The sequence below is a fragment of the Streptomyces sp. FXJ1.172 genome, assembly GCF_001636945.3.
Lineage (GTDB): Bacteria > Actinomycetota > Actinomycetes > Streptomycetales > Streptomycetaceae > Streptomyces.
In genome coordinates this window covers 3,524,902-3,545,861 of record NZ_CP119133.2, presented here as the reverse complement: position 1 = coordinate 3,545,861, position 20,960 = coordinate 3,524,902, and the positions used below count along the sequence as shown (strand labels likewise).

Below are 20,960 nucleotides of genomic sequence, written 5' to 3'. Positions count from 1 at the left end.
GTCTTAGGAGAGAGGCTGGGTGATCTGGCAGCTGAGCTGCTACTTCGCCGACCAGGGAAGCGGGCGTCCATTCCACTGTGGGGCACCAGTGTTGACCGTGGCTGACCCGTGCATCTGGCACCACAGTGGCACGAACATCAGCCGACGACAGTCAGCCACGACAGCGGTTGCGCCGACCTACCACGCGCGCGTATGCCTCGCGGCACCCCCACCAGGCTCAACCACGCTATCGGGTTGGTGTCCTTGACCAGGACCGAATGGGACGGACGGCCGACGATGAAAGTGGCGGATGAGCCGGGCCTCTGGAAATCTCGCTCAGCCGGGGCGAGCAAGCCCGTCCGTCACTCCGCGACTTAACCTGTTGTCCGAAGAAATTCTTCGGACATGACCGAAATTACGTCTGGTTCGGTCCGTACCAAAACAGGCAGGCAGATTTGCCAATGCCCGACTGCCAGCGCTTGAGCGAGCAGGTCGCGAGAATCCGCAGGGGCGGCGTTAGATGCCATAACCGTAAGGGCTCGAGCCTGCTCAGGAAGGTGGGCAATCGAAAAGGCTACTTCCTTGGCGCGTTCGATCTGCCCGGCAATAGCGAACGCACGCGCAACCACACCCAATGCCTGGGCTTGCGGAACAGGATAGGCAATTGAACGCGCAATCTCTTCGGCCGCTTCCAGACTCCCCTCCCGGACTCCCGTCTCCGTGATTAGATACAGAGCCCGATCCCTTTTTCGTGATTCAGTGATTGAGTTAGCGAGCTTCTTGGCCTGCTCCCAGCGTCCAGCTCTGGCGGACGACACGGCAATAGCTGCTAAGGCCTTTTGCTGTTCGGGAGAGGCGGCCATGGAGCAAGCGACCGTTTCAGCCCTATCCAGGTCTCCGTAATCGGCGAGTCGCTGCACGATTTGAGCTGTCACCTGCTGTCGGTAAGTTAAGCTAGGGATCGTTCCAGCCAGGACAACTGCTCGGTCAAGGAGTCCTTTCGCCATATCCTCTTCTTCGCCGCTCTGGACAAGGGTCTCTCCAAGGGAGATGTAGGCCTTGGCGCGCAGTGGAATATTTTCAATCAAGGAGATGTATTCCTGCGCCTCATTGATGTCACCGCTCGCTGCGACCGCACATGAAATTGCCAACATCGCCTTAAACTGACGGTAGGGCTCATCAATTGTGAGTGCCTTTTCCTTGGCGGTGGAAAAATCTCCAGTACTTACTGGTCCCCATACTTCTTCTGGACAATCGAGTTGCTTCGGTGTGCCTGGTGCAGGGCTGCCGTCGCTCTGACGTTGCGTTTCCCGAACCCTGGTGAGCTTCGAGAAGGCAGTCAGCTCCTTCGTCTGTCTAGCTGGGTCTTGAATCAAGCTGACGACCCTTCTCGCACCTGCGAGATCGCCAGCAGTGGCGGCTACCGATGCAATAATCGAAAGCGCCTTGTCTCGTTGAGATTCGTCAGTCATCGAGGTGGCCAGCGTGATTGCTCGCTCCAGATCACCACTTCGTGCTATAGCCTCTGCGACAACGGTCAACGTCCTCTCCCGTTGGGGTAGTGCAGATATTGCTGCAGCGATTCTTTCCGCGCGATCGACGTCTCCTGCCGCAGCAACAGCCTGAGAGAGTGCAGCCAGGCCTTTCACCGATTGAGACGGACTGCTGATCTTCCGGGCAGATTGTTCAGTCTCGCTGGCAATATCGATGGCTTCGCGCACGCAGCCAGCCGACGCCAGGCCAGATGCAAGGCCAGCAAGCGTCTTAACCCCCCGACTTGGGCTGTTTACCTCTCGGACGAGTCGTCTTGCGCGTGCTGCGTCTCCGACCGTTGCTGTCACACGGGCAATAACTGTTAGTGCATCATCTCGGTCGGATGGTTTGGTGATCTTGTTAACTAGGCGCTCGGCGGATCGGAGTATCTCGATAGCCGTGTCAGTTCGCCTGATATCACTAGCTCCCAGAGCTACAGAAACGAGTGTCCACACCTGGCGACTCGGGTTGCGAATTGCACGAGCCGTAGACTCAGCAATGGTGATGGTCTTGATCGCCTTACGACGTGCACCATTTGCATGTTCTGCTCGAGCCACAGCGGAGAGGGCTTGGGCCCGCTCAGAACGGCTTCTGATGGAGTGGGCAATTCGGCGGCTGACTGTGATGTCACCTGCGCTGGCCGACTCTGTCGCCACGGCCATCAATGCTAGGGCGCGCTCAGACCAAGCGGGAATATCCTGTGCAATTCTGCTAGCGCGGCTTACATTCCCTACGCAGGCTACGGCGCGCGCAATTGACGCTAGCACCTGACCTTGACGAGGTATGTCGGTCAACGCGCTAGCCATGGTTTCAGCGTCATTGATCAGAATGCGAGCTCGACGCGACTCCCCGGCTTTGGCGGCTGCACGTGCTACCACCGCGACTGCCTGTGCCCGATCGTAGTCATCGGCTACGTCATCTACGGCTTGTTCAGCCTGAATGGTGATCTTTGTGGCCTTTGATAGATCCCCTGAGTCAGCCACTTCTCGCGCTACTGCAGCTAGCGCTTGTACCCGGCGAAACGGCACGGTGATCGATCGGGCCAATGCCTCGGCGCGGTCTGAGTATCCGATTTTTGCCCAAACGCCTGGTAGATTCGCCGGCATGTTGTCGTTCCGTGAAGACAGGCGCACTCGATGAATCGAAAGCCTGCTCATGGCGGACAGATCCGGCTCATCCTGACTCGCGATTACCTCCTGAGTTGTTGTGATCTCTGCAAGTGCACTAGTGTCTCCGCCGATTAGATCAAGCATTCGATCGTGGCGATGGGGATCTGTCGCGCAAGCCAGCATGCGTTGTTGGTCGCCTACAGCGCGCAGAAGTTTGAAATACCCTCGAAGCAGATATTCTGGGGTCTCTGGAGGCCATTGCCGACGGCTGTAATCATCCGCCCAAGAATATAGAGTCTGTCGATATGCTTCCAAGCGCCGCGCTCCGAGGAAGGAAGCTGCTTGTTGCTGAAGCTCCTCATGACCAAGCATGTAGACCGCGTCAGATCGCAAGCGGCCGGCCCGTGACATGAAAGTTCGGCCGGATACGGCGCTCAGGTAATCTTCGATTTCCCAGGTGGACAGCCCAGTCAGCTCGGCCAGGTCTGTCGCAGTGAGTCCACCCCCAGCAGCTGTCAGGAGCCCTAGTAGATCCAATTCTGTTTGATTACCTCGCAAAAGTCTTTTGAGCTCGCGTTCTGCATCCTGGCGGACTACTTCAGCATGTGCAGAAACCGTGAGAGAACGGATTGCCACACGTTGCCGTAGTGGATGATCGTCGGGTACGTCCGCAGGGATCGGCGGATGAGGCCGGCTAGCCACGATGACGCGCATGTCGGCGGGCAAGTGTGAGGGTAGGAGCGCAGCAATGCTATGCGCGTCGGGGCCGACCGTGACTCCCTGGTCTTCGTCAAGTCCGTCAACGACCAGGACCAACCGCTCGCCTCTTTGTCGGCAAATCTCTGCTGCCCGCTCCAGCGACCCAAGCAGGTGTGCCTCTCGAGTGGCATCACTGAGCAACGGAGGCATCGGTTCACCGACTATTTCAAGAAACTGTTCTAGCACCACGTCGGAAAACGCGATGCGGTCAGCTTGCCCAGCCAGTCGGGCGGTAATAAAGAAAGATACTATACGAACATTGGCTGGTGGATTTAGGACGAAAGACGACAACAAAGCTGACTTGCCAGCCCACGCTTTTGCTCTCCACCACAAGTAAGGTTCGGATTCAAGGGAAGTGCAGAACTCTGCTAGATGATTGAGCTCCTTTTCTCGACCTACCAATTCGTCGGGGGCAATTCGACGCACCTGCGAAATGTAGTTGGAGCGCACCGGTGGTTCGGATAGCTCCGCCACCTGGACTGAGTTGTCGATTCCGTCCGATGATCTCTTCGGAGGTGCGGAGAATCGGGATGTGCTGCTTGTGGTGGGTGGCGTTAGAGGGAACCCTGCAAGGTCGCGCCGGAGTGTTGACTCATCTTTGGTTGCTGCGGCAGGAGCATAACGCCCTACTAGCTCGCAGAGCCGACTAAAAAGTCGATCGGCAGTCGCGTTTGTTCTGTCTGCTGTTACCTGTCTCAGTCGAGCGATTGCTTGGGTGCTATCAGTCTCGTCATTTCCTTCTAGTCGTAACTCTCGAAGATGTAGAGATTTCAGTAGCTGCCAGGTAAGGGCGCCTGCAGACCCGATATGATCATCCAGATCGGCGACCTTTATGGCGGCAGTGATGACCTTGTCAAAATGCCGCAACCGCTCTCGGACGTCCCGGTTCGTGCGTCCTGGGCGTGAAACCTCGGCGCGGAATTGCCTCTCAGTGAGTACATCCCTCGCGATTGAAGCAAGCTCTCTTATTTGTCGCACATGGGGATTGGGGCTTGCAGTACTAAGGGCGAGTCTCCATGCTCCTGATTCGACGTCTGTAGCGTTCTGGCGCAACAGGCGGAGATAAGAGCCCATAAGGTGTACCGTTGAAGTATCGCTCGTTGTAAACGATGGGTCTCGTCGCACGCCTATTGACACCCTGCGCTCTTTCCCATCGCTTGAGCTCCCCGTCACGACAATGTCGTCGACTGGACTAAAAGAACTCGCTTGAAAAGCGATTTGCAGTGGTGTGATGTCGTCGCCTAGCTCAGTTAAGGGATCACCCGTGAGGAGCTGGCTCAGGAGGACCGCGCCATAACGATGCTCAAGGACTGTGCCGCCTCCGCCCGTGGAATATGGGCTTGCCGGTTTCGGTTGTTTGCTGGCCTGTGAACCGTTCCGCACAGACCCATGTTACGGCTCAAGGCGTGACAGTTGTATGGTCGTGCACGATCCAGTCCGCGCTGAACGGGCCATACCAGAGTGATAGGGCGCCGAAGCCGGTTTGGCCGGTGGCCTGCTCTGTGGCGTCGAGCATCATCAGGGGCAGCCATGCGCCAACTCAGTCATGAGATACGCACCCTCTAGCTTTAGGCGGCTGACCGCTGTGAGCGGAGCGAGCCGCCTTGATGACGTAGAGAAAGTCTGAGCCAACCGGCCTGTGTTACAGCTGTCCGATCCCGGTAGATGCTTGACAGTTCGGTCCCAGCTGATGGTTGACAGTGGCCGTGATCGGCTTTTCTGTGCGTGTCGTTGCGGCGCGTGTGGGGAGGCCGGGATTGGCGCTGGTGGAGTTGTCGGTTGTCGAGCAGAGATACCGGGCTGTCCTGGCGGTGCTGGCGGGAGCGACGGTGACCGAGGTCGCCGCGTCGCTTGGGGTGTCCCGGCAGACGGTCAGCGGCTGGAAGTCCCGGTATGAGACCTCCGGTCTGGCCGGGTTGGCGGATCGTTCGCGCAAGCCGGCGTCGTGTCCGCATCAGGTCTCTGCCGAGGTGGAGACGGCCGTGTGTGAGCTGCGGCGCAAGCACCCGAAGTGGGGTCCGCGGCGGATCGCGCATGTGCTGGAGCGGTCCGGGGCGGTGAGTCCGGTGCCGTCGCGGATGACTGTGTATCGGATCCTGGTCCGTCACGGCCTGGTGGAGCCGGGGGTGCGGCGCCGGAAGCGGTCGGATTACAAGCGCTGGCAGCGGGACCGGCCGATGCAGCTGTGGCAGATGGACATCGTTGGCGGGGTGATGCTGGTCGACCCGGTGACCGGGGAGCTGACCGAGGCCAAGGTCGTGACCGGGGTGGACGATCATTCCCGGTACTGCGTGATCGCGTCGGTGGTCGAGCGGGCGACCGGGAGGGCGGTCTGTGCGGCCTTCGTCCGGGCCTTGCAGAGGTTCGGGGTGCCGGAGGAGGTGCTGACGGACAACGGTAAGCAGTTCACCGATCGGTTCGGGCAGGGCGGTGAGGTGCTGTTCGACCGGATCTGCCGGGAGAACGGGATCGCGCACCGGCTCACCCAGCCGGCGTCGCCGACCACGACGGGCAAGGTCGAGCGGTTCCATCAGACGCTGCGGCGTGAACTCCTCGACGACTGCGGTGCGTTCGAGAGCATCGAGGCGGCTCAGGCGGCGCTGGATGCGTGGGTGGAGGAATACAACTCCATGCGTCCGCACCAGGCGCTGGACATGCAGTTCCCGGCGGACCGGTTTACCCCGGTTGCTGAGCAGGAGCGGGACGTCCTGGGCTTGAGGGTGCCCGGAGTGCTCGTGCTGGTGCCGCACCAGCGGACGGCCCCTGCGGTGACGTCGGAGCCGGCCCAAGCGCCGCCTGCCCCTGCCCCTCTGGCGGTGCAGGTGGACGAGGGCGGGCCGGTGGAGTTCGAGCGGGTGGTGCCTGCGAGTGGGAATCTGCAGGTCGCGGGCAAGCAGTTCTGGCTCGGTCCGGCCCGCTCAGGGCTGACGGTGACCTTCTGGGCCGACACCTCGGTGATCCATCTGCTGATCGCCGGGGCGCGGATCAAGACCGTGCGGTCGCACTTGTCTGTGGCGGATCTGGGACGGCTGGCCGCCCGGGGCGGACGTGCGGCCGGGCCGGCCCCGCTTCCGGCCGGTGAGGGGGCGGCGTTCGAGGTGGACCGGGTCGTGAACAACAGCGGCCTGGTCGGCCTGGGCGGGCACCAGGTGCTGGCAGCGGAGATCCTCGGCGGCCGCCAGGTGGGCATCCGGATCGATGACGAGACGCTGTCGTTCTTCGATCCGTCCTCGCGGGAACTGCTGAGGGTGCGGCCCAACCCGCTGACCGGCGAGGAAGTGCGCAGGCTGCGGGGCTTGCGTCCGGCCGGACCGCCGCCGCGGCCGGGTATCGAGCCGGTGCGGGTGCAGCGGCGGGTCAGCGCGGTGGGCACGGTCATGGTCTGCCGGCAGGTCGTCTCCCTCGGCCGCCCGTACGCAGGGCAGACCGTGACCGTGCACGTGTCGGACACGACGATCAGTGTCGAGCTGGACGGCCAGGTCCGGGTGATCCGGCGCACGACCGACGTCCCGGTCCGTAACGTGAAAGCGAACAAGCCCCACGGGGCTCCCTACGTTGTCTAGGCCCACCGTCAAACATCACCTGGAACCAGAACGTCAGGCATCAACTGGGATCCGACAGGCCTGTGTTACAGCCTGAACGAGAGCTCCAACTCGTCGCCCGGGAGGTGGAGCTCTTCCAGAGCGAGGGGCTTGTCTGACTCGGTGAGCGTCACGCGGAGGATGTGGAGCAGCGGTACCCCATCGGCGAGCCGTAGCGCTTGGGCCTGGTCGGGGAGGGGCATGCGAGTGCGGACGTACTCCGTGAAGTGGAGTTCGTGGCCCAGGTCGGCGAGTGCAGCGTAGAGCTCCGGCGCCGGCGGTGGGGCTTCTTCCTCGTACTTGGTGTCGATAAGCACCGAGAACGGGACGTAAGTCCGGTGGAGTTGGCGCAAGCGGCCATGGTCCGCGGTCTGCAGAGCGTCGTACGTGAACATCGGCTCGCCTGGCGGGATGCGGAGTAGGTCCGCTAGGGGAAGCGGGGCGTCGGTGCGGGTGGCTACCGGCGGCTCGGCATCCGTCCAGGTGATGCCGTCTGCCTCGACGTAGCGGCCGTCCGTGGTCCGACGTACACCGCGAGGGCGCGTGTGGCTGGGACGGCCGTGGGGGGACCGGGCGAAGGTGCCACGGCCCATGATGGCCTCGACGAGACCGGACGCCCGGAGTTCGCTCAGGCCTTGGCGGACTGTGGGACGCGTCACGCCGAACTGCTTGGCCAACGCCTCCTCTGACGGGAGCGGTTGGCCGGCCGGGAACGTGCCGTCCAAGATGCCATCGCGCAGGTAGTCGGCGATCTGCCGGTACTTCGGCTGCGTGCCCTTCGGCGGCATGCGGGCCCTCCATGGCCGTGGTCTCTGCGGCAGTTCCGTCCTCGTAGAAGTCCCTGTCCGCGTTCGTGGACAGCTTCTCGTATCGCGAGTCAGTTGACAACCCGTACTACGGGTGGTCACTCTTGTTCTGCACCCGTACTACGGGTCGTCTAGCAACCCGAAGGAGAGGCCTTCGGTGACAGAGATGAGGAGATCCGAACAGTGGCAAGCCTTCCGATCGACACCGCGAAGTTCACGGGGATCATCTGTGCCGTGCCCCCGGCTCCGCGGGTCGCCAACCGTGAGACCGGTCAGCTTCGCGTGGACCGTGAGACCGGCAAGACCATGTACCAGGTCGGTCTGTGCCTGATGGCCGGCGCGTCGGCTGACGTCGTGACCGTGAGCATGGCCGGTGAACCGGCCGGTGTGCAGCTCGGCATGCCGGTGACCGTGCGGGACCTGGTCGCCACCCCGTGGGAGAACGAGGGGCGGCATGGCATCGCGTTCCGGGCGGCGGAGATCCGGCCCCTCAGCGCTCCCGCCTCGGCGGGCAAGGGGGCCGGGCAGTGATGAACCTGGCCTCCCCCGCCACTTCGGCCGGTGTGACCGGGCCGAACTGGGTGCTGGTGGTGGCCGCAGTGCTGGTGTTGGGCCTGCTTCTTGCGGGCCCGGCCCTGCGCCGCCGCTACCCCGTGACCTGGTGGCTGTTACTCGGCTACCCGGCTGCGGCCCTCCGGGTCGTGCGCACCTGGCGGCCCCTGATGGCTGGATGCGGGCTCGCCGTGAGTCGTCGGCCGGCGCTGACGGTCGTGTCCGGGCTCGTCGGCAATGGAGCACCTCCGCCACAGCCGCGCGTACCGCGTCGCGGCCTCATACGCCCGACCTCTGGAGGGTTCGTCCTGCTTGTGAGGCTGTTGCCGGGGCAGGTGCCGGAGGACTTCGTCAAGGCCGCGCCCGCCATGGCGGAGAGCTGGCAGGTGCACGCGGTGCGGGTGACCTCCTGGAGGCCGGGAGTCGTACGGGTCGTCGCGTCGGCGGCTGATCCGTTGGCCGCTCCTCGCGTGCCGAAGCAGCGAGGGCCCGGCCATCTACTCCGAGTGACCGTGGGCGCGCTGGAGACCGGAGCCGCGTGGGTGCTCGACCTGCGGCGCGTGCCGCACTGGCTCATCGTTGGGGCCACCCGCTCCGGCAAGTCCACACTCATCAATGCACTCGTTGCGGGCCTCGCTCCGCAACCCGTCGCCCTGGTCGGCATCGACTGCAAGGGCGGCATGGAACTGTCCCTCTACGAACCGCGGTTGTCCGCCCTCGCGACCAACCGGGAGCAAGCCGTCCGGCTGCTGGTTGCCCTCGTGGAGCTGACTCTAGACCGCATGACCGTCTGCCGGGCGGCTCGCGTCCGGAACATCTGGGGTCTGCCGGACAAGGAACGCCCGGTCCCGATCGTCGTGATCGTCGACGAGATCGCGGAACTGTTCCTCGTCGCGAGTCGGAACGAGAAGGACGAAGCGCAGGCTGCCGGTACGGCGCTGATCCGGCTGGCCCAACTGGGTGCGGCTCTCGGGGTCTTCCTCGTCGTCGCCGGCCAACGCGTCGGCTCCGACCTGGGGCCCGGCGTCACCGCCCTGCGGGCGCAGCTCGGCGGCCGGGTGTGCCATCGGGTGGCCGATCCCGGTACGGCGGAGATGGCGCTCGGAGATCTCAATCCCGATGCGCTGAAGGCGGCGCAGGCCATCACACCGGAACAGGCCGGTACGGCCGTTCTCGCCTCCGGTGACGGCTGGGAACGCGCCCGGTCCCACCTGATCACGGAGTCGGAGGCAGAAGCCGTCGCCGCCGAGTACGCGCACCTGACTCCGCTCCTCTCCGAACTGCACGTCGAAGCGCCGTGAAAGGGGCCTGCCGTGCTGGTGTCCATGTCCGCCGTTCTGCTGCTCGGACTGCTGATCTGGTTCCTCCTGCGCATCCGTTACCTGCGGTGGGTCGACGCGCTGGTCTGCGGAGCCTTCGGCTTCCTGCTCTCCCGGACCTTGGCCGCGCCGCTCGTTCAGACGCTCCTCGACGGCGTGAACGGCTTCCTCGGCCATCTCCGTTTCTGAACACGCCCACTCACCAGAGAAGGGAACTTCCTGTGTCCGACTACGTCATCCGCTCCGGTGACCGCGCCGCCTTCCTGGCCGGTCTGCGGGAGCTGGTCGACTTCCTGACCGCCAACACGGCAGTCGTCGTCCCGCGTCACGCGTCCGTCATCGTCCTGGTCGACGCCGCTGACCCTGCCGCTCGCCGAACTGGCGTGGAGTCCGTCGCTGCTCCGCTCCGCGTGCCGACGGAGGACATCGGCCTCGGCTACTTCACCGCACGCCGTGACTTCGGGCCGATCTCGTTGGGCGTCGCCGGGGTGCCGGGCGAGTTGGACGCCGTCGCGTTCTCCTCGGAGGCTGCCTGGGACCACGCGGCCAGCCCGGAACTGCAGTGATCGCCCGTACGACGGGCTCCCGACGGGGCGCGAAGTCGCCAAACCCGACCCCGTCAGGAACCCACTCCATCCGCCACGTGAGCAGTGAAAGGAGCACTCACACTTTGTCCACCGCGCATCATTCGCGCAAATTCCGGCTGCCCGACTGTGAACTCAGGCAGCGTGACGCGCAGGTCTCGACCTGCGACGGACGGGAACAGATCGTCCTCGTCGGCCTCGACGGAGCCGAGCAGCGCCTGTGCCCCGCGCACGCGGCCGCCCTCTGGCTCACGGACCCGACGCTCCGCTTCAGCGCCAAGACCCGTCCGGAAGGGATCTCCGCCGTGATGGGGCAGGCGTTCGGGCGCGGGGGTGGTCGCCGATGACCATCGCGATTGCGGCGGACGCTGCCGCGCTGGTCGCCAGAGCGGCGGAGCCGGACTTCGCCGCCTGGCGCCGGAACATCGTCCGCCTTGGTGGCTGCACCAACCCCATCCATCTGGTCGGTGCGGCAACCGTCTACGACACGACGACCGGTGCGGCTCTGCTCTCCTACGGTTCGGACCTCTACGGCGGTCGTCTGCTCACCGCGTGCGGCAACCGGCGGGCGACTGTCTGCCCGGCCTGCTCGGTCCTGTACCGGGCGGACACGTATCACCTCGTCCGCACCGGTCTCGTCGGCGGCAAGAGAGTTCCAGAGTCGGTGAGTGGGCACCCGCGGGTGTTCGCCACGCTCACCGCTCCCGGCTTCGGCCCGGTCCACACGCGCCGTGAGCGAGATGGGCGCGTGCAGGCCTGCCGGCCTCGTCGGGCGGGGGAGTGCTGCCCGCATGGGACTCCGGCCGGATGCCGAGAGCGGCACCCGGCGGATGATCCGCGTCTCGGCGAACCGATCTGTCCGCGCTGCTACGACTACGCGGGGGCCGTGCTCTGGCACGCGTTCGCCGGTCGGCTCTGGCACCGATTCGGGCCGGAGCTCCGACGGGAAGTGGCCCGGCGGGCCGGGCTGTCCCGTACGGAGTTCGGGGAGGTTGCCCGGCTCTCGTACGCGAAGGTCGCTGAGTACCAGCGGCGGGGCCTGGTCCACTTCCATGCCGTGATCCGGCTCGACGGTCCGGACGGGCCCGGCTCGGCTCCGCCCCACTGGGCGACCGTCCGGCTCCTGGTGGACGCGGTACGGGCCGTGGTCGTTCGGGTGCGGTTGACCGCTCCGGGCGCGGATGTGATCGGTCCGCGGGTGCTGTGCTTCGGCACGCAGGTCGACGTACGACCGGTCACCTCGTACGGCCGGGATGCGGGGGAGCGGCCTGCCTCTGCGGGGGCCGTGGCGGGCTACATCGCCAAGTACGCCACCAAGGGAGCGGAGTCCGCCGGCGCGGTGGACGGTCGCATTCATCACGCGCGAGACATGGTGATGCTGCCGGTGCGTGCGCATGTGCTGCGGATGATCGGTACGTGCTGGTGGCTCGGCGGCCTGCCTGAGTTCGAGCCGCTCGGGCTGCGCCGCTGGGCCCACATGCTCGGGTACGGCGGCCATTTTTCCACCAAGTCACGCCGCTACTCGACCACGCTGAGCGCCCTCCGGCAGGCCCGTGCGGACCACCGCGCGGAGCAGCAACGAGCCTCCCTCGGTCTGGCTGACCATCCCACGGTCACGGTCGGCGAGTGGCGCTATGCGGGGCGCGGCTACTCGCCGGAAGCGGCTCTCCTGGCTGCCTCGGTGCGGGAGGGCGGTGGTCTCCATGGCGTGTGACGGCCGTGCGAATCCGGCGGAACTGCTCACGGTCCGGCAGGTGCTTGACGAACTGGGCGGCGTTTCCCGGCGGACCTTCCACCGCTGGCGGGAACTGCGGCTCGCTCCGGCCTGCATCCGACTGCCGAACGGGGAGCTGAGGGTCCGCCGGGACGTGCTCAACGAGTGGTTGGAGGAGCGGGCGGAGGGGGCGGCATCGTGAAGTCGTACAAGGTCGTCGTCTGGAAGCTCAGCGTCAACCGCTCGGCGAAGAAGCCAACCCATCTCGTCCGCTGGTCCGTAGACGGCCAGCCGTTCCACGAGTCCTACAAGACCAAGGCGCTGGCCGACCGTTTCCGATCTCAGCTTCTCAGGGCGGCGGACAAGGGCGAGCCGTTCGACACCGTGACCGGCCTGCCCGATTCGCTGCGCGGTGGCAAAGCTGCCCTGTCATTCCTGGACCTGGCGGTGAAGTACGTGGATGCCCGGTGGGTGGAGGCGTCGGCCAAGCAACGGGACAGCATGACGGACGCACTGGCGACGGTCGTTCCCGTCCTGGTCAAACCGGGACGGGGGCGGCCTGGTCCGGAGGTACTGCGGCGGGCGCTGCGCTCGTACGTCCTGCCGGTTCCTCGCCGAGAGCGGGAGCGGCCGGAGGAGATCGCTACGGCGGTGAAGTGGATCGAGAAGGCGTCGCTGCCGGTAGCCGAACTGCAAGAGATCACCAGGGCGCACGACTTGATAGATGCGCTGGGCCGGAGGCTGGACGGCAAGCCTGCGGCGACCCAGACGTACCGGCGGCGGCGCGCTGTGGTCTTCAACGTTCTCGAATATGCCGTGGAGCTGGAGCACCTGCCCTCCAACCCGCTGAGCCGGGTCCGGCGCAAGCGGGGCAAACGGGCGCTGCAGAAGGTCGACCGTCGGGTGGTGGTCAACCCTCGGCAGGCTCGGGAGCTGCTGACCGCACTCACGTATGTGGGTGGCTATGAGCGGGCGAGTGGCCGGCGGCTGCGGGCGTTCTTCGGGTGCCTGTACTACGCGGCCATGCGGCCGGGGGAGGCCCTTGGCCTTCGACGCTCCGACTGCACGCTTCCGCCGTCGGGTTGGGGCCGTATCGAGCTGGCGGAGACCCGGCCCACTGCTGGGAAGGCGTGGACGGACTCTGGTGAAGCACACGACCGGCGGGGCCTGAAGCAGCGGGCGAGTGGTGAGGTTCGCATTGTGCCAATTCCGCCTCCGCTGGTACGGATGCTCCGCGAGCACATCAAGGAGTTCGGCACCGCGGAGGATGGTCGGCTGTTCGCCAGTGAGCGGGGGAACGTCGTAGCGGCGTCCTCGTACTCCCGTGCGTGGAAGCAAACCCGCGCGCTGGCGTTCCCGCCCCAACAGGTCTCCTCCGTCTTGGCGGCCCGTCCGTACGACCTCCGGCACGCGGGTGTCTCCCAGTGGCTCAACTCCGGCGTACCCGCTCCGGAGGTGGCGGCTCGCGCCGGCCACTCGGTGGACGTCCTGCTGAAGATCTACGCCAAGTGCATCGACGGCCAGGAGCAGGAAATGAACGACCGGATCTTGAAGGGGCTGGGGGAGGAGGACGTGTAAATGCGAGACATGTGACCACTGCATGGTCTGGTCGAGTTACTGAGGGAGCCCCGGAGAGATCTGGGGCTCCCTCGGCGTTACTGCACGTCCGAAGAAGCGATGGTGATGAACTGCTCCAGGGCCGCTCGTGCCTGTGCTCCGAGGGCACTCAGCTCTGTCTTGTCGTCTGCCTTGTGCAAGCTGGATGTGAGGTCGTAGGCATTTTGCGCGGTGTCGATCAGCGTCTGCGCGCTCGCTATGAGCTGGACGCGGAACAGCGAGTGGAGGGCGGTCCCGCGGAGCCGGTAGGCCTCTGTGCGAGCTTCGATGAACGCGGAGCCGTCTGGGTCCTCGTTCTTGCGGTGCCAGCGATCTTGTTGGCTGCGTCGGAACTCTGTCAGCGCTCCGGCGAAGTCGCTGTACACGGTCATCCGATCCGCGCGGAGTTGCTGTTGAGCCGCGAACACTCGGTCGTGTGCAGACGCTTTGCGCTGGAATGCGTGCGTCACAGCGGAGCCCAGCAGCGTTCCGACGATCGCGATCAAGGCCGAGAGGACACCATCCACAGGAGCAGAACATCACAAGATCGTCTGTGTGCCCAGGTGTTTAATGAGTCTCGCCCGGAAGCTGTCGATAGCTGGTGTGACCTGCAGAGAAGGGCCCCAAGATCATTACGCGGTCATTACGTGATCACTGTCATGGGCCTGCGTCTGACCGCATCCGCCTGCACATACACCAAGACCCCGCACTCAGCGAACACGCTGATGGCGGGGTCTTTAGGCACTTCACGCGAAGTGCCCCCGGCAGGATTCGAACCTGCGCACACGGCTCCGGAGAGCATGCTCGTGACCAGCTCGATTATGGCTCTGACCTGCAAGGGAGCCGCGCGGAGTGCGTGATCTCGACTCGCACACACGCCCCTCACACGCGTGCGGGAGAGGGAGGCGGGAGGCCACCTCCGATTGTTGAGGGCTGGCGGGAAGGCGACGACGTGAGGGGCTGCAACACCCCGGGGTGTTGCAGCCGATACTCATGTCGGACCGGTGGGACACCGGCGAATCTCGCTGTCCCACCCATTTATGCAGGTCAGCACTCCAACCGGACAGTCGGACACATGGAACGCTCCCCATGGCGCCCGACGTCGGCCAAGGGCCATCCTCGGAAGCTGGAGGCAGTGAGCCGCTGCTAAGCGAGATCGCCGAAAGGGAGACTAGGCGCGGTCGGCCCACTACCGCCTTAGGAGAGAGGGTGGGCCATCGGGCCGGTGACCTGCCGCTTCGGCGGCCGAGCTGGCGGGCGCAGATGCACCCGTCAGCCACCCTTGTTGACCGCTGCTGACCCCTGCATCTGGCACGGCTGTGGCACACGGTGTGCAAAGTCGTGATGTGCGGCGATTGGCCAGTGCCGCTCACGCAGTGACGGCAGTATTGGGAGGCGGACACGGCCTGAGGAACTCGAAGTGCGATTGCTGAACTGGCGCGAGGCACCCCTGTACGCCAAGAAGGCCACGCTGGTACTGATTCCTGTCGGGATGGCGTTCTTCGCCCTGGGAGCTGTAGGGGACTGGCAGGGCTGGTGGGAGAGGTGGGGGTTCCTCGGCAACCTCGTTGCCAGCGCAACCGCGTTCAGCTTTGGTCTGCCCACCGCTCTGCTCATAGTCCAGCCGCGGGCTGAGCGTCATCAGGAAGAGCAGAAGGAGACGAAGGCTCGCGCAGCCCTGGCCGAGAACCTGGCGGGGCTGCGTCTTCAAATCCGCGCTTTGCTGGAGATGCAGCAGAACCTGAGGCAGCTGCTTGGCGAGGACTCCGGCAGCGCGAACCCTCGTGCCGCCTTCCGCCAGGCGAATGATGACAGAGGGGAACTCAGCATCAGCCTACTTGAGCAGTTGCATGGCGCGGTCAGTAGCGCTGTGTGGTTGGGATCTCAGCGATATCACCAGCAGCGTCTGGTGGAGTCGGTTGTCCGTGATTACCGACAGCTGGTCGACGCATCGACTGACGACACATCTGCCTTGCCAGACGCAGAGTTCCGTGCACTCGTGGAGCGGTGGGCAGGCCGTCGGCTGATGCCGTTCCAAAGGGCGGTGAACAACGCTCTGTCCCGCTATCAGGCTCCAACGCAGCCGAACTGATCTACTCCAAGCCTCTTGGTCATCTTTCGACTCCTCCGAAGCAACTTGGCAGTGCGTCCGGCCTTGGGCTGATGGGCCTCTCACCTGCTGCGATGGTCTGCGGGCGTACGCGGCCGTCCGTCGCTGTGCCTGGTCGTTGTCACGCAGGACACTCACAAGCATGCCGAGGTGTCTCGGGCCGTGATCTTTAAGGCTCGTACCAAAGTGGCTGTGTCTTGAAGGTCTGGGCAAACCTTTAGCTGTCAAGATCGCGTCGCATGCATCGACGCAACGTGGCGAAGCATCCCGTCCACTCGTTCTGGGCTGCACGGTAGGCGGGATCTCCATGACTGCCTCCGCCAGCTTCTACCAGATCCCGCAGGCTTCTCAGCGCATTGAAGGCAGCTGTGGACGCTTCAACGACGCGCTCGTGCGCCACGAGCGAGACCTGATACCGCGCCTGATACACGCTTGCTTCCTTGAACGAATCCAGAGCCATACGTGTCCGTTCCGCATGGGAGACAGACAAGCTCCGTGCCGCGGTCCGCAAATTTTGCCGAGTCAGGGAGAGGGCAGCCAGGTAGTCACCGTACAGCCGGCGCTTGAGTGCCCGGTCTTCCTCCTGCCGGTTACTCCTTGCTCGCACTCGATCCGCAAGCAGTGTCGCAACAACACCGATCACGGCACCGAAGGCCGTACTGAGCAGCGGTATCCAGTCCACGTGAGGAGGGTACCGATCGCTAGGAGTTGGGCTTGTTGAGGCGTATGCCAAGAAGTTGAAAGATCGAAGGATGTCGAACTTGCGCCCTCAGCCTGGGAAGCTCAGGTGATCAAAGGGCGTTCCCCCTTGCTGACCTGCGAACAGTGTGTGCTGACCTCGGCTGGGTTGCTGGCCTGTTCCCCGGTATTCCCCCTGGTTCCCCGCAGGTTCTGGCACGGCCTCGCCGTGTGCGCGGCGAACATGACCTCGTGCCAGCGATTATGCGCAACCTTCAGTGCGGGGCGCTCCAAGGCGGCACCATCATTGTCATGGATGCTGGACTCGCTGCCGTGCTGGGAGCGGCGGTAGGAACTGTCGGGACCATCGCCACGAGCTGGAGTTCAAGGTCATTGGCCAAGATCCAGATGCGCTTTGACTTCCTGCGCGAGCGCAGGGAACCGCGAAGATCCTCGTATGAGGCATTCTCCTCCGCTGCCATCGCACTTCACGATCACCTTGAGCCATGGGTCATGTTCGGTCGCCACTTTGGCCGGCCGAGTGCGTCTACCACTGGGGGGTCAGATCAAGCCGTCGATTTGAGCCCCGGCGGCTTCCGAGAGGGCTATGTTCCTCGGGCTGTTGAGCTAGCAGATGAAGTTAGCCGCTACGGAAGGAACGTGATCCTGGATGGGCCTGCTGAGCTTGAGCCGTCCGTGACCAAGGTCGTGGAGCTGTCCGGTTCCCTGGTGGCCATCTTCCGCATCAGGGAGAGCCTGAACCGCATAGCTGACGAAGAGGGCAGGTTGATCGTTGCCTACAACACTTCTGAGCTTCCAGACAAGCTCAAGCAGCTCGAGCGAGAGGTTCGGGAGTTTCTCCTCCAGGCGGGTGCGGCGCTGGACCACGAGTTGGTCACAGAAGTGCGTGGCCAGCGGCGTCTCAATGGCCGGTCTACTGATCACCGGTCTCGCTGACCAGCGGCACTGACGAGGCCCACGGCTCTGAACAGCTCAGATGCCGTGGGCTTCCGTCGTTGTTGGTCGGCGTCGGCTGACCTCACACGGCCCGGCGACGGCCCGAGAACTGTCACTCGGCAGGCGTCTCCCGCTCTTGCAGCCGCACCCTCACCTGGTGGTTGTGCTCGGTGTTCCCGATGATCTCCCCGATGACGCGGGCCCCTAACGCGGGCAGGTCTATCCCCTGCGGCATCGCCGTGATCTCGGCCAGCGCCATGGCCTCCGGAACGCCGTCGACACGGATGAAGACCCCGAAGGGCTGACGTCCGATGACCTCGCCAGCGATCGAGGCCCCCAAGGGCAGAGCCGCGACAGTCGCCGCCCATCTCTCATGGCGCATCTCCGCCGGCACTTTGGCGACGCTCGGCCATGCGTACTCATCCATGGGCAGATCATGACTGCGAGGCAGGCCCTTGACCGCCGTCAAGCCTCGACCTCTTCGTCCCGAAGCAATCCCGGGCGCCGTCCGACCTGGCAGGGGCGCACTGCTGACCAGCATTGGCAGTCCCTGTGTGTCCGTGGGTGTACGCCAAAGTTCGCCCTCGTTGTCACGCACTTTGAACACTCAACCGGGACGACCCTCCTTGGGGCTGGTGGCCCTGGAGGACGCCCCTCTATGCGGGTCAAGGGGCGGTCCGTCCTCCGTTCGGATGCTGGGCCGGGACTGTGGGGTCCGTGTATTCGCCTACTGCGTCAGGCAATGTGGCATCTGCGAACTTCAAGATCAGGGCTGCTTGCAGTCGGCCCCTCAAAGCCAGATCGTCAACTTCGTTGACCAGACGGATGGCGTTACGAGTGCCGCGCTCCGATCGCATGTCCTGACGCAAGAGCTTCGTCTGACTGGCCAGGTGTTCCATCGCTCCTCGCGCCTGCTTGTGGAACAGCATGCCCACAGTGCCAGTCACGATGCCCGTGACGTTCGTGCTTACCGCTGCGTAGAGGTCGCCAGTCGTGTCGGAGTGCCAGATGGCTAAGGCAACCCCGACGAAGAGGATGGCACAACCGAGACCCGAAAAGATGAGACTCATGATCGAGCTGCGCTGCGCCTGAGTCAGGCCATGAGCGTAGTAGTCGGCCAAGAGCAGCGAGAACGTCTTCTCTTCCCGCTCGGCACGCAGTTCCTCCGCCGTGGCTGCCTGATCGACTCGGATGTTGTAGTACGTGTTGTGCTGGGTGGTGGCGGAGCCCTCGGCGCCAGTGGAGTCCTCGGAGACGTCGTCGGCTTGGGGCCCGGGAATGGTGACTCCGGCAGTTGAGATCTGCAACTCGTGCTGGAGTCGTCGCCGGTTCTCTGCAACGTCTCGTTTGTACGACCCAAGTGCCGCTTTGACTGTCGGGTACAACCCGCCGCCTGCCGCCGCTAGCCCAACAAGAGTGGCCACGATTGACGGGACTTGGTCAGAGAGCGAGGACATGAGCTGATAGTGCCAGCTCTCCGTTGGCGGTAAGGGGACTCGGCTGATATTCAACGGCGCCGCCCCGGTGACGATGCTTCGCCGAGGGCTGTACCCCCCCGGTGTTACAGCGGCAGCCCTGCCCGGACAGGCGGGACAGCCTCGAATCTTGCTGTCCCACCTATTTGCGCAGGTCACTCCGGCCACTGGGACAGTCGGACAGGTGGGACATCTCTTGTCTCACCTCCACGGATCCCGATCACAGGAACCTGGACCCGGACACTTCGTCCGGGCCCTCTGTTGATGGGTGCTTCACGCTCGGCCGGGCGGACAGGGAAGACCGTCTGTCCAGCCTGACGACCGGCTCGGTACCGTGAAGCGGGCCCCTACAACCAGGAGGCAACACGCAATGCGTGGTCTTGGAGATCACCTCAGCATCGGCGAGCGCATCGCGTTCTATCGGAAGCGTCGTGGCTACACGCAAGAGGTGCTGGCCGGCCTGGTCGGTCGTAGCACTGATTGGCTCGCCAAGATCGAGACGGGGCGCAGGAAGCCGCCCCGCATCGACATGCTCGCCGAGCTGTCGCGCATCCTGCGCGTGCCTCTCGGGGACCTGCTCGGACAGACCGTGCTCGTGGAAGACGAGCGGGAACAAGATGATGTCCCCGCTGTTCGTGACGCGCTCATGAGCCCGCGTCGACTGTCCCGTCTGCTCTTCGGCCCGGATGCTGAGGCGCAACTCCCGACGCCGGCTCCCGTGGCCGTACGTGTAGAGCACGCGTGGAACGACTACCAGGGCGGACGACTCGGCAGCGTCATCGCGGCCCTGCCTGCGCTGCTTCAGACGGCACAGGAGTTGGAGGAGCGAGCGGCACGCCGTGGCGAAGACCGAGGTGATTGCTGGGCCGTGTCGGCCCGTACGCACCATCTTGCAGCTACGACCCTCGCGAAGATCGGCGAGTCAGACATCTCATGGCTCGCTGCCGAGCGCGCGATGCGAGCCGCTGACGAGTCGGACGACCCGCTCGTACTGGCGTCTGCCGCACGGTCGGGCACGCATGCCTTGCTCGCTAATGGGCGATATGACGATGCCTTGGAGTTGGGCAACACTGCCGCAGCGTGGCTGTCGTCTCAGGTGACGGAGCGGGACCCGGCGGCGCTCAGCTTGCTGGGGATGATCCATCTGCGGGCTGCCGTCGCAGCGGCGCGCCATCAAGACCGGCTCACCGCGACGACGCTGTTGAACCGTGCTGAAGAGCTTGCGGATGACCTCGGCTCGGATGAGAACTACTGGCAGACCGGTTTCGGGCCGACGAATGCACTGCTTCACCGCTTGTCGGTTGAGCTGGACCTCGACAACGTCTCGTACGTGGTGGAGCACGGCCGAATCAACGTCGATCACATGCCGCAGGAGCGCAGCGTTTCGCACCGCATTGACTTCGCGCGTGCCTTGTCGCTTGCTGGGCAGGGGGACGATGCGTTTGCGGAACTGCGTACAGCCGAGCGCACGTCGCCGCAGCTCGTGCGCAACAATCCGAGGGTGCGCGAAACGCTGCGAGACCTGATCAAACAGTCCCCGGTCACTGGCGGCTCGCGTTCGTCCGAGGTGTTCGCGATGGCTCAGCGGTGCAGGGCGGTGCAGTGAGTTCAGGCAAACGTGGGGTGCTCGGGGTCGTCGGGTCGGCGGCCGGGGGCGTAGAGGTGCTGCGTACCGGCTTCGTTGAGCCCGCTATGGATCGCGGATGGCGGGTGGCCGTCACGCTTACGCCGACCGCAGGTCAGTGGTTGCGGATGAGCGGTGAGGTTGAGCAGTTGGAGAAGCTCACTGGCCTGCCTGTGCGTGACGAACCCCGTCTCCCCGGCGACGCTCGCCCGCATCCGCCGGTTGACTGCTACGTGGTTGCTCCCGCGTCGGCCAACATGGTCGCCAAGCTTGCCACTGGCGTAATGGACAACCAGGCACTGACGCAGGTGGGCGAAGCTATCGGCACTCTCGGTCTCCCCGTCGTCGTCTTCCCACGGGTGAACGCGGCGCATGCGCGTCATCCTGCGTGGCAAGGTCACATCGACGCCCTGCGGGCCGGGGGTGTGCACCTCGTCTACGGCCCGGACGTGTGGCCGCTCTACGAGCCGAGAGAAGCGCCGGCTGGGCGTGAACTTCCCTGGGTAGCAGTGCTGGACGCTGTGGACGAAGCCACCCGGTGACGAGTCGTCAACCCGCCTGAGCTGCAAAGAATGAGGACCCGG

General features: G+C 64.5%; 19 protein-coding genes. 13 read left to right on the top strand and 6 right to left on the bottom strand.

What is annotated here, in order from left to right; translation table 11 throughout:
* Positions 1–353: 353 nt before the first annotated feature.
* Positions 354–3,830, bottom strand: a complete 3,477-nt coding sequence (locus tag A6P39_RS15580; RefSeq protein ID WP_159396182.1) for a hypothetical protein — start codon at positions 3,828–3,830, stop codon at positions 354–356.
* Positions 3,831–5,137: 1,307 nt separating this feature from the next.
* Here A6P39_RS15580 and A6P39_RS15575 point away from each other — a divergent pair.
* A complete protein-coding gene (locus A6P39_RS15575) occupies positions 5,138–6,943 on the top strand; it encodes an IS481 family transposase (protein WP_067054330.1) in 1,806 nt (601 codons plus the stop codon).
* A gap of 65 nt (positions 6,944–7,008) precedes the next feature.
* Here the strand turns inward: A6P39_RS15575 and A6P39_RS15570 are convergent, their stop codons facing one another.
* Positions 7,009–7,749 carry a GntR family transcriptional regulator gene (locus tag A6P39_RS15570; RefSeq protein ID WP_067054328.1) on the bottom strand — a complete coding sequence of 247 codons (741 nt, stop codon included), beginning with the start codon at positions 7,747–7,749 and terminating at the stop codon, positions 7,009–7,011.
* A gap of 201 nt (positions 7,750–7,950) precedes the next feature.
* On the opposite strand from A6P39_RS15570, the gene A6P39_RS15565 reads away from it, so the two are divergent.
* From A6P39_RS15565 to A6P39_RS15530, 8 genes are all read left to right on the top strand, one after another.
* A complete protein-coding gene (locus tag A6P39_RS15565; RefSeq protein ID WP_067054326.1) occupies positions 7,951–8,298 on the top strand; it encodes an SCO3933 family regulatory protein in 348 nt (115 codons plus the stop codon).
* Positions 8,298–9,620: an FtsK/SpoIIIE domain-containing protein gene (locus A6P39_RS15560; RefSeq protein ID WP_067054324.1), complete on the top strand. Its 1,323-nt coding sequence runs from the start codon at positions 8,298–8,300 to the stop codon at positions 9,618–9,620. Before A6P39_RS15565 ends, A6P39_RS15560 begins: the two co-directional genes overlap by 1 nt.
* Before the next feature lie 12 nt (positions 9,621–9,632).
* The gene (locus tag A6P39_RS15555; protein WP_067054322.1) at positions 9,633–9,827 is read left to right on the top strand and encodes a hypothetical protein; all 195 of its coding nucleotides are present in this window, start codon (positions 9,633–9,635) and stop codon (positions 9,825–9,827) included.
* Positions 9,828–9,859: 32 nt separating this feature from the next.
* The gene (locus A6P39_RS15550; RefSeq protein ID WP_234379197.1) at positions 9,860–10,204 is read left to right on the top strand and encodes a hypothetical protein; all 345 of its coding nucleotides are present in this window, start codon (positions 9,860–9,862) and stop codon (positions 10,202–10,204) included.
* A 104-nt stretch (positions 10,205–10,308) separates the two neighbouring features.
* The gene (locus A6P39_RS15545) at positions 10,309–10,569 is read left to right on the top strand and encodes a hypothetical protein (protein WP_067054320.1); all 261 of its coding nucleotides are present in this window, start codon (positions 10,309–10,311) and stop codon (positions 10,567–10,569) included.
* Positions 10,566–11,936: a replication initiator gene (locus A6P39_RS15540; RefSeq protein WP_067054318.1), complete on the top strand. Its 1,371-nt coding sequence runs from the start codon at positions 10,566–10,568 to the stop codon at positions 11,934–11,936. The genes A6P39_RS15545 and A6P39_RS15540 overlap by 4 nt, the downstream gene beginning before the upstream one ends.
* The gene (locus A6P39_RS15535) at positions 11,926–12,138 is read left to right on the top strand and encodes a helix-turn-helix transcriptional regulator (RefSeq protein ID WP_067054316.1); all 213 of its coding nucleotides are present in this window, start codon (positions 11,926–11,928) and stop codon (positions 12,136–12,138) included. Before A6P39_RS15540 ends, A6P39_RS15535 begins: the two co-directional genes overlap by 11 nt.
* Positions 12,135–13,514, top strand: a complete 1,380-nt coding sequence (locus A6P39_RS15530; RefSeq protein WP_067054314.1) for a tyrosine-type recombinase/integrase — start codon at positions 12,135–12,137, stop codon at positions 13,512–13,514. Before A6P39_RS15535 ends, A6P39_RS15530 begins: the two co-directional genes overlap by 4 nt.
* 77 nt (positions 13,515–13,591) lie before the next feature.
* On the opposite strand, the gene A6P39_RS15525 is transcribed toward A6P39_RS15530, so the two are convergent.
* Entirely contained in the window at positions 13,592–14,038 is a 447-nt protein-coding gene (locus A6P39_RS15525) for a hypothetical protein (protein ID WP_234379195.1), read from the bottom strand.
* Positions 14,039–14,952: 914 nt separating this feature from the next.
* Between A6P39_RS15525 and A6P39_RS15520 the strand changes: the two genes are divergently transcribed.
* Positions 14,953–15,624, top strand: a complete 672-nt coding sequence (locus tag A6P39_RS15520; protein WP_067054310.1) for a hypothetical protein — start codon at positions 14,953–14,955, stop codon at positions 15,622–15,624.
* Between the two features lie 235 nt (positions 15,625–15,859).
* Here A6P39_RS15520 and A6P39_RS15515 read toward each other — a convergent pair whose 3' ends face one another.
* On the bottom strand, positions 15,860–16,324 hold the full coding sequence (locus A6P39_RS15515; protein ID WP_079133740.1) for a hypothetical protein: 465 nt from the start codon (positions 16,322–16,324) through the stop codon (positions 15,860–15,862).
* A gap of 308 nt (positions 16,325–16,632) precedes the next feature.
* Here A6P39_RS15515 and A6P39_RS15510 point away from each other — a divergent pair, with 308 nt between their 5' ends.
* Entirely contained in the window at positions 16,633–17,277 is a 645-nt protein-coding gene (locus A6P39_RS15510) for a hypothetical protein (RefSeq protein WP_159396181.1), read from the top strand.
* A 112-nt stretch (positions 17,278–17,389) separates the two neighbouring features.
* Here A6P39_RS15510 and A6P39_RS15505 read toward each other — a convergent pair whose 3' ends face one another.
* The gene (locus A6P39_RS15505) at positions 17,390–17,704 is read right to left on the bottom strand and encodes a hypothetical protein (protein WP_067054306.1); all 315 of its coding nucleotides are present in this window, start codon (positions 17,702–17,704) and stop codon (positions 17,390–17,392) included.
* A gap of 238 nt (positions 17,705–17,942) precedes the next feature.
* Positions 17,943–18,734, bottom strand: coding sequence for a TRADD-N-associated membrane domain-containing protein (locus A6P39_RS15500; protein ID WP_159396180.1), 792 nt, complete (start codon positions 18,732–18,734; stop codon positions 17,943–17,945).
* Between the two features lie 388 nt (positions 18,735–19,122).
* On the opposite strand from A6P39_RS15500, the gene A6P39_RS15495 reads away from it, so the two are divergent.
* Both A6P39_RS15495 and A6P39_RS15490 read left to right on the top strand, forming a co-directional pair.
* Positions 19,123–20,358 (top strand): helix-turn-helix domain-containing protein, encoded by a 1,236-nt coding sequence (locus tag A6P39_RS15495; RefSeq protein WP_067054298.1) that lies wholly within the window; start codon positions 19,123–19,125, stop codon positions 20,356–20,358.
* A complete protein-coding gene (locus tag A6P39_RS15490; RefSeq protein WP_107304506.1) occupies positions 20,340–20,918 on the top strand; it encodes a flavoprotein in 579 nt (192 codons plus the stop codon). Before A6P39_RS15495 ends, A6P39_RS15490 begins: the two co-directional genes overlap by 19 nt.
* The last annotated feature ends 42 nt before the right edge of the window (positions 20,919–20,960 follow it).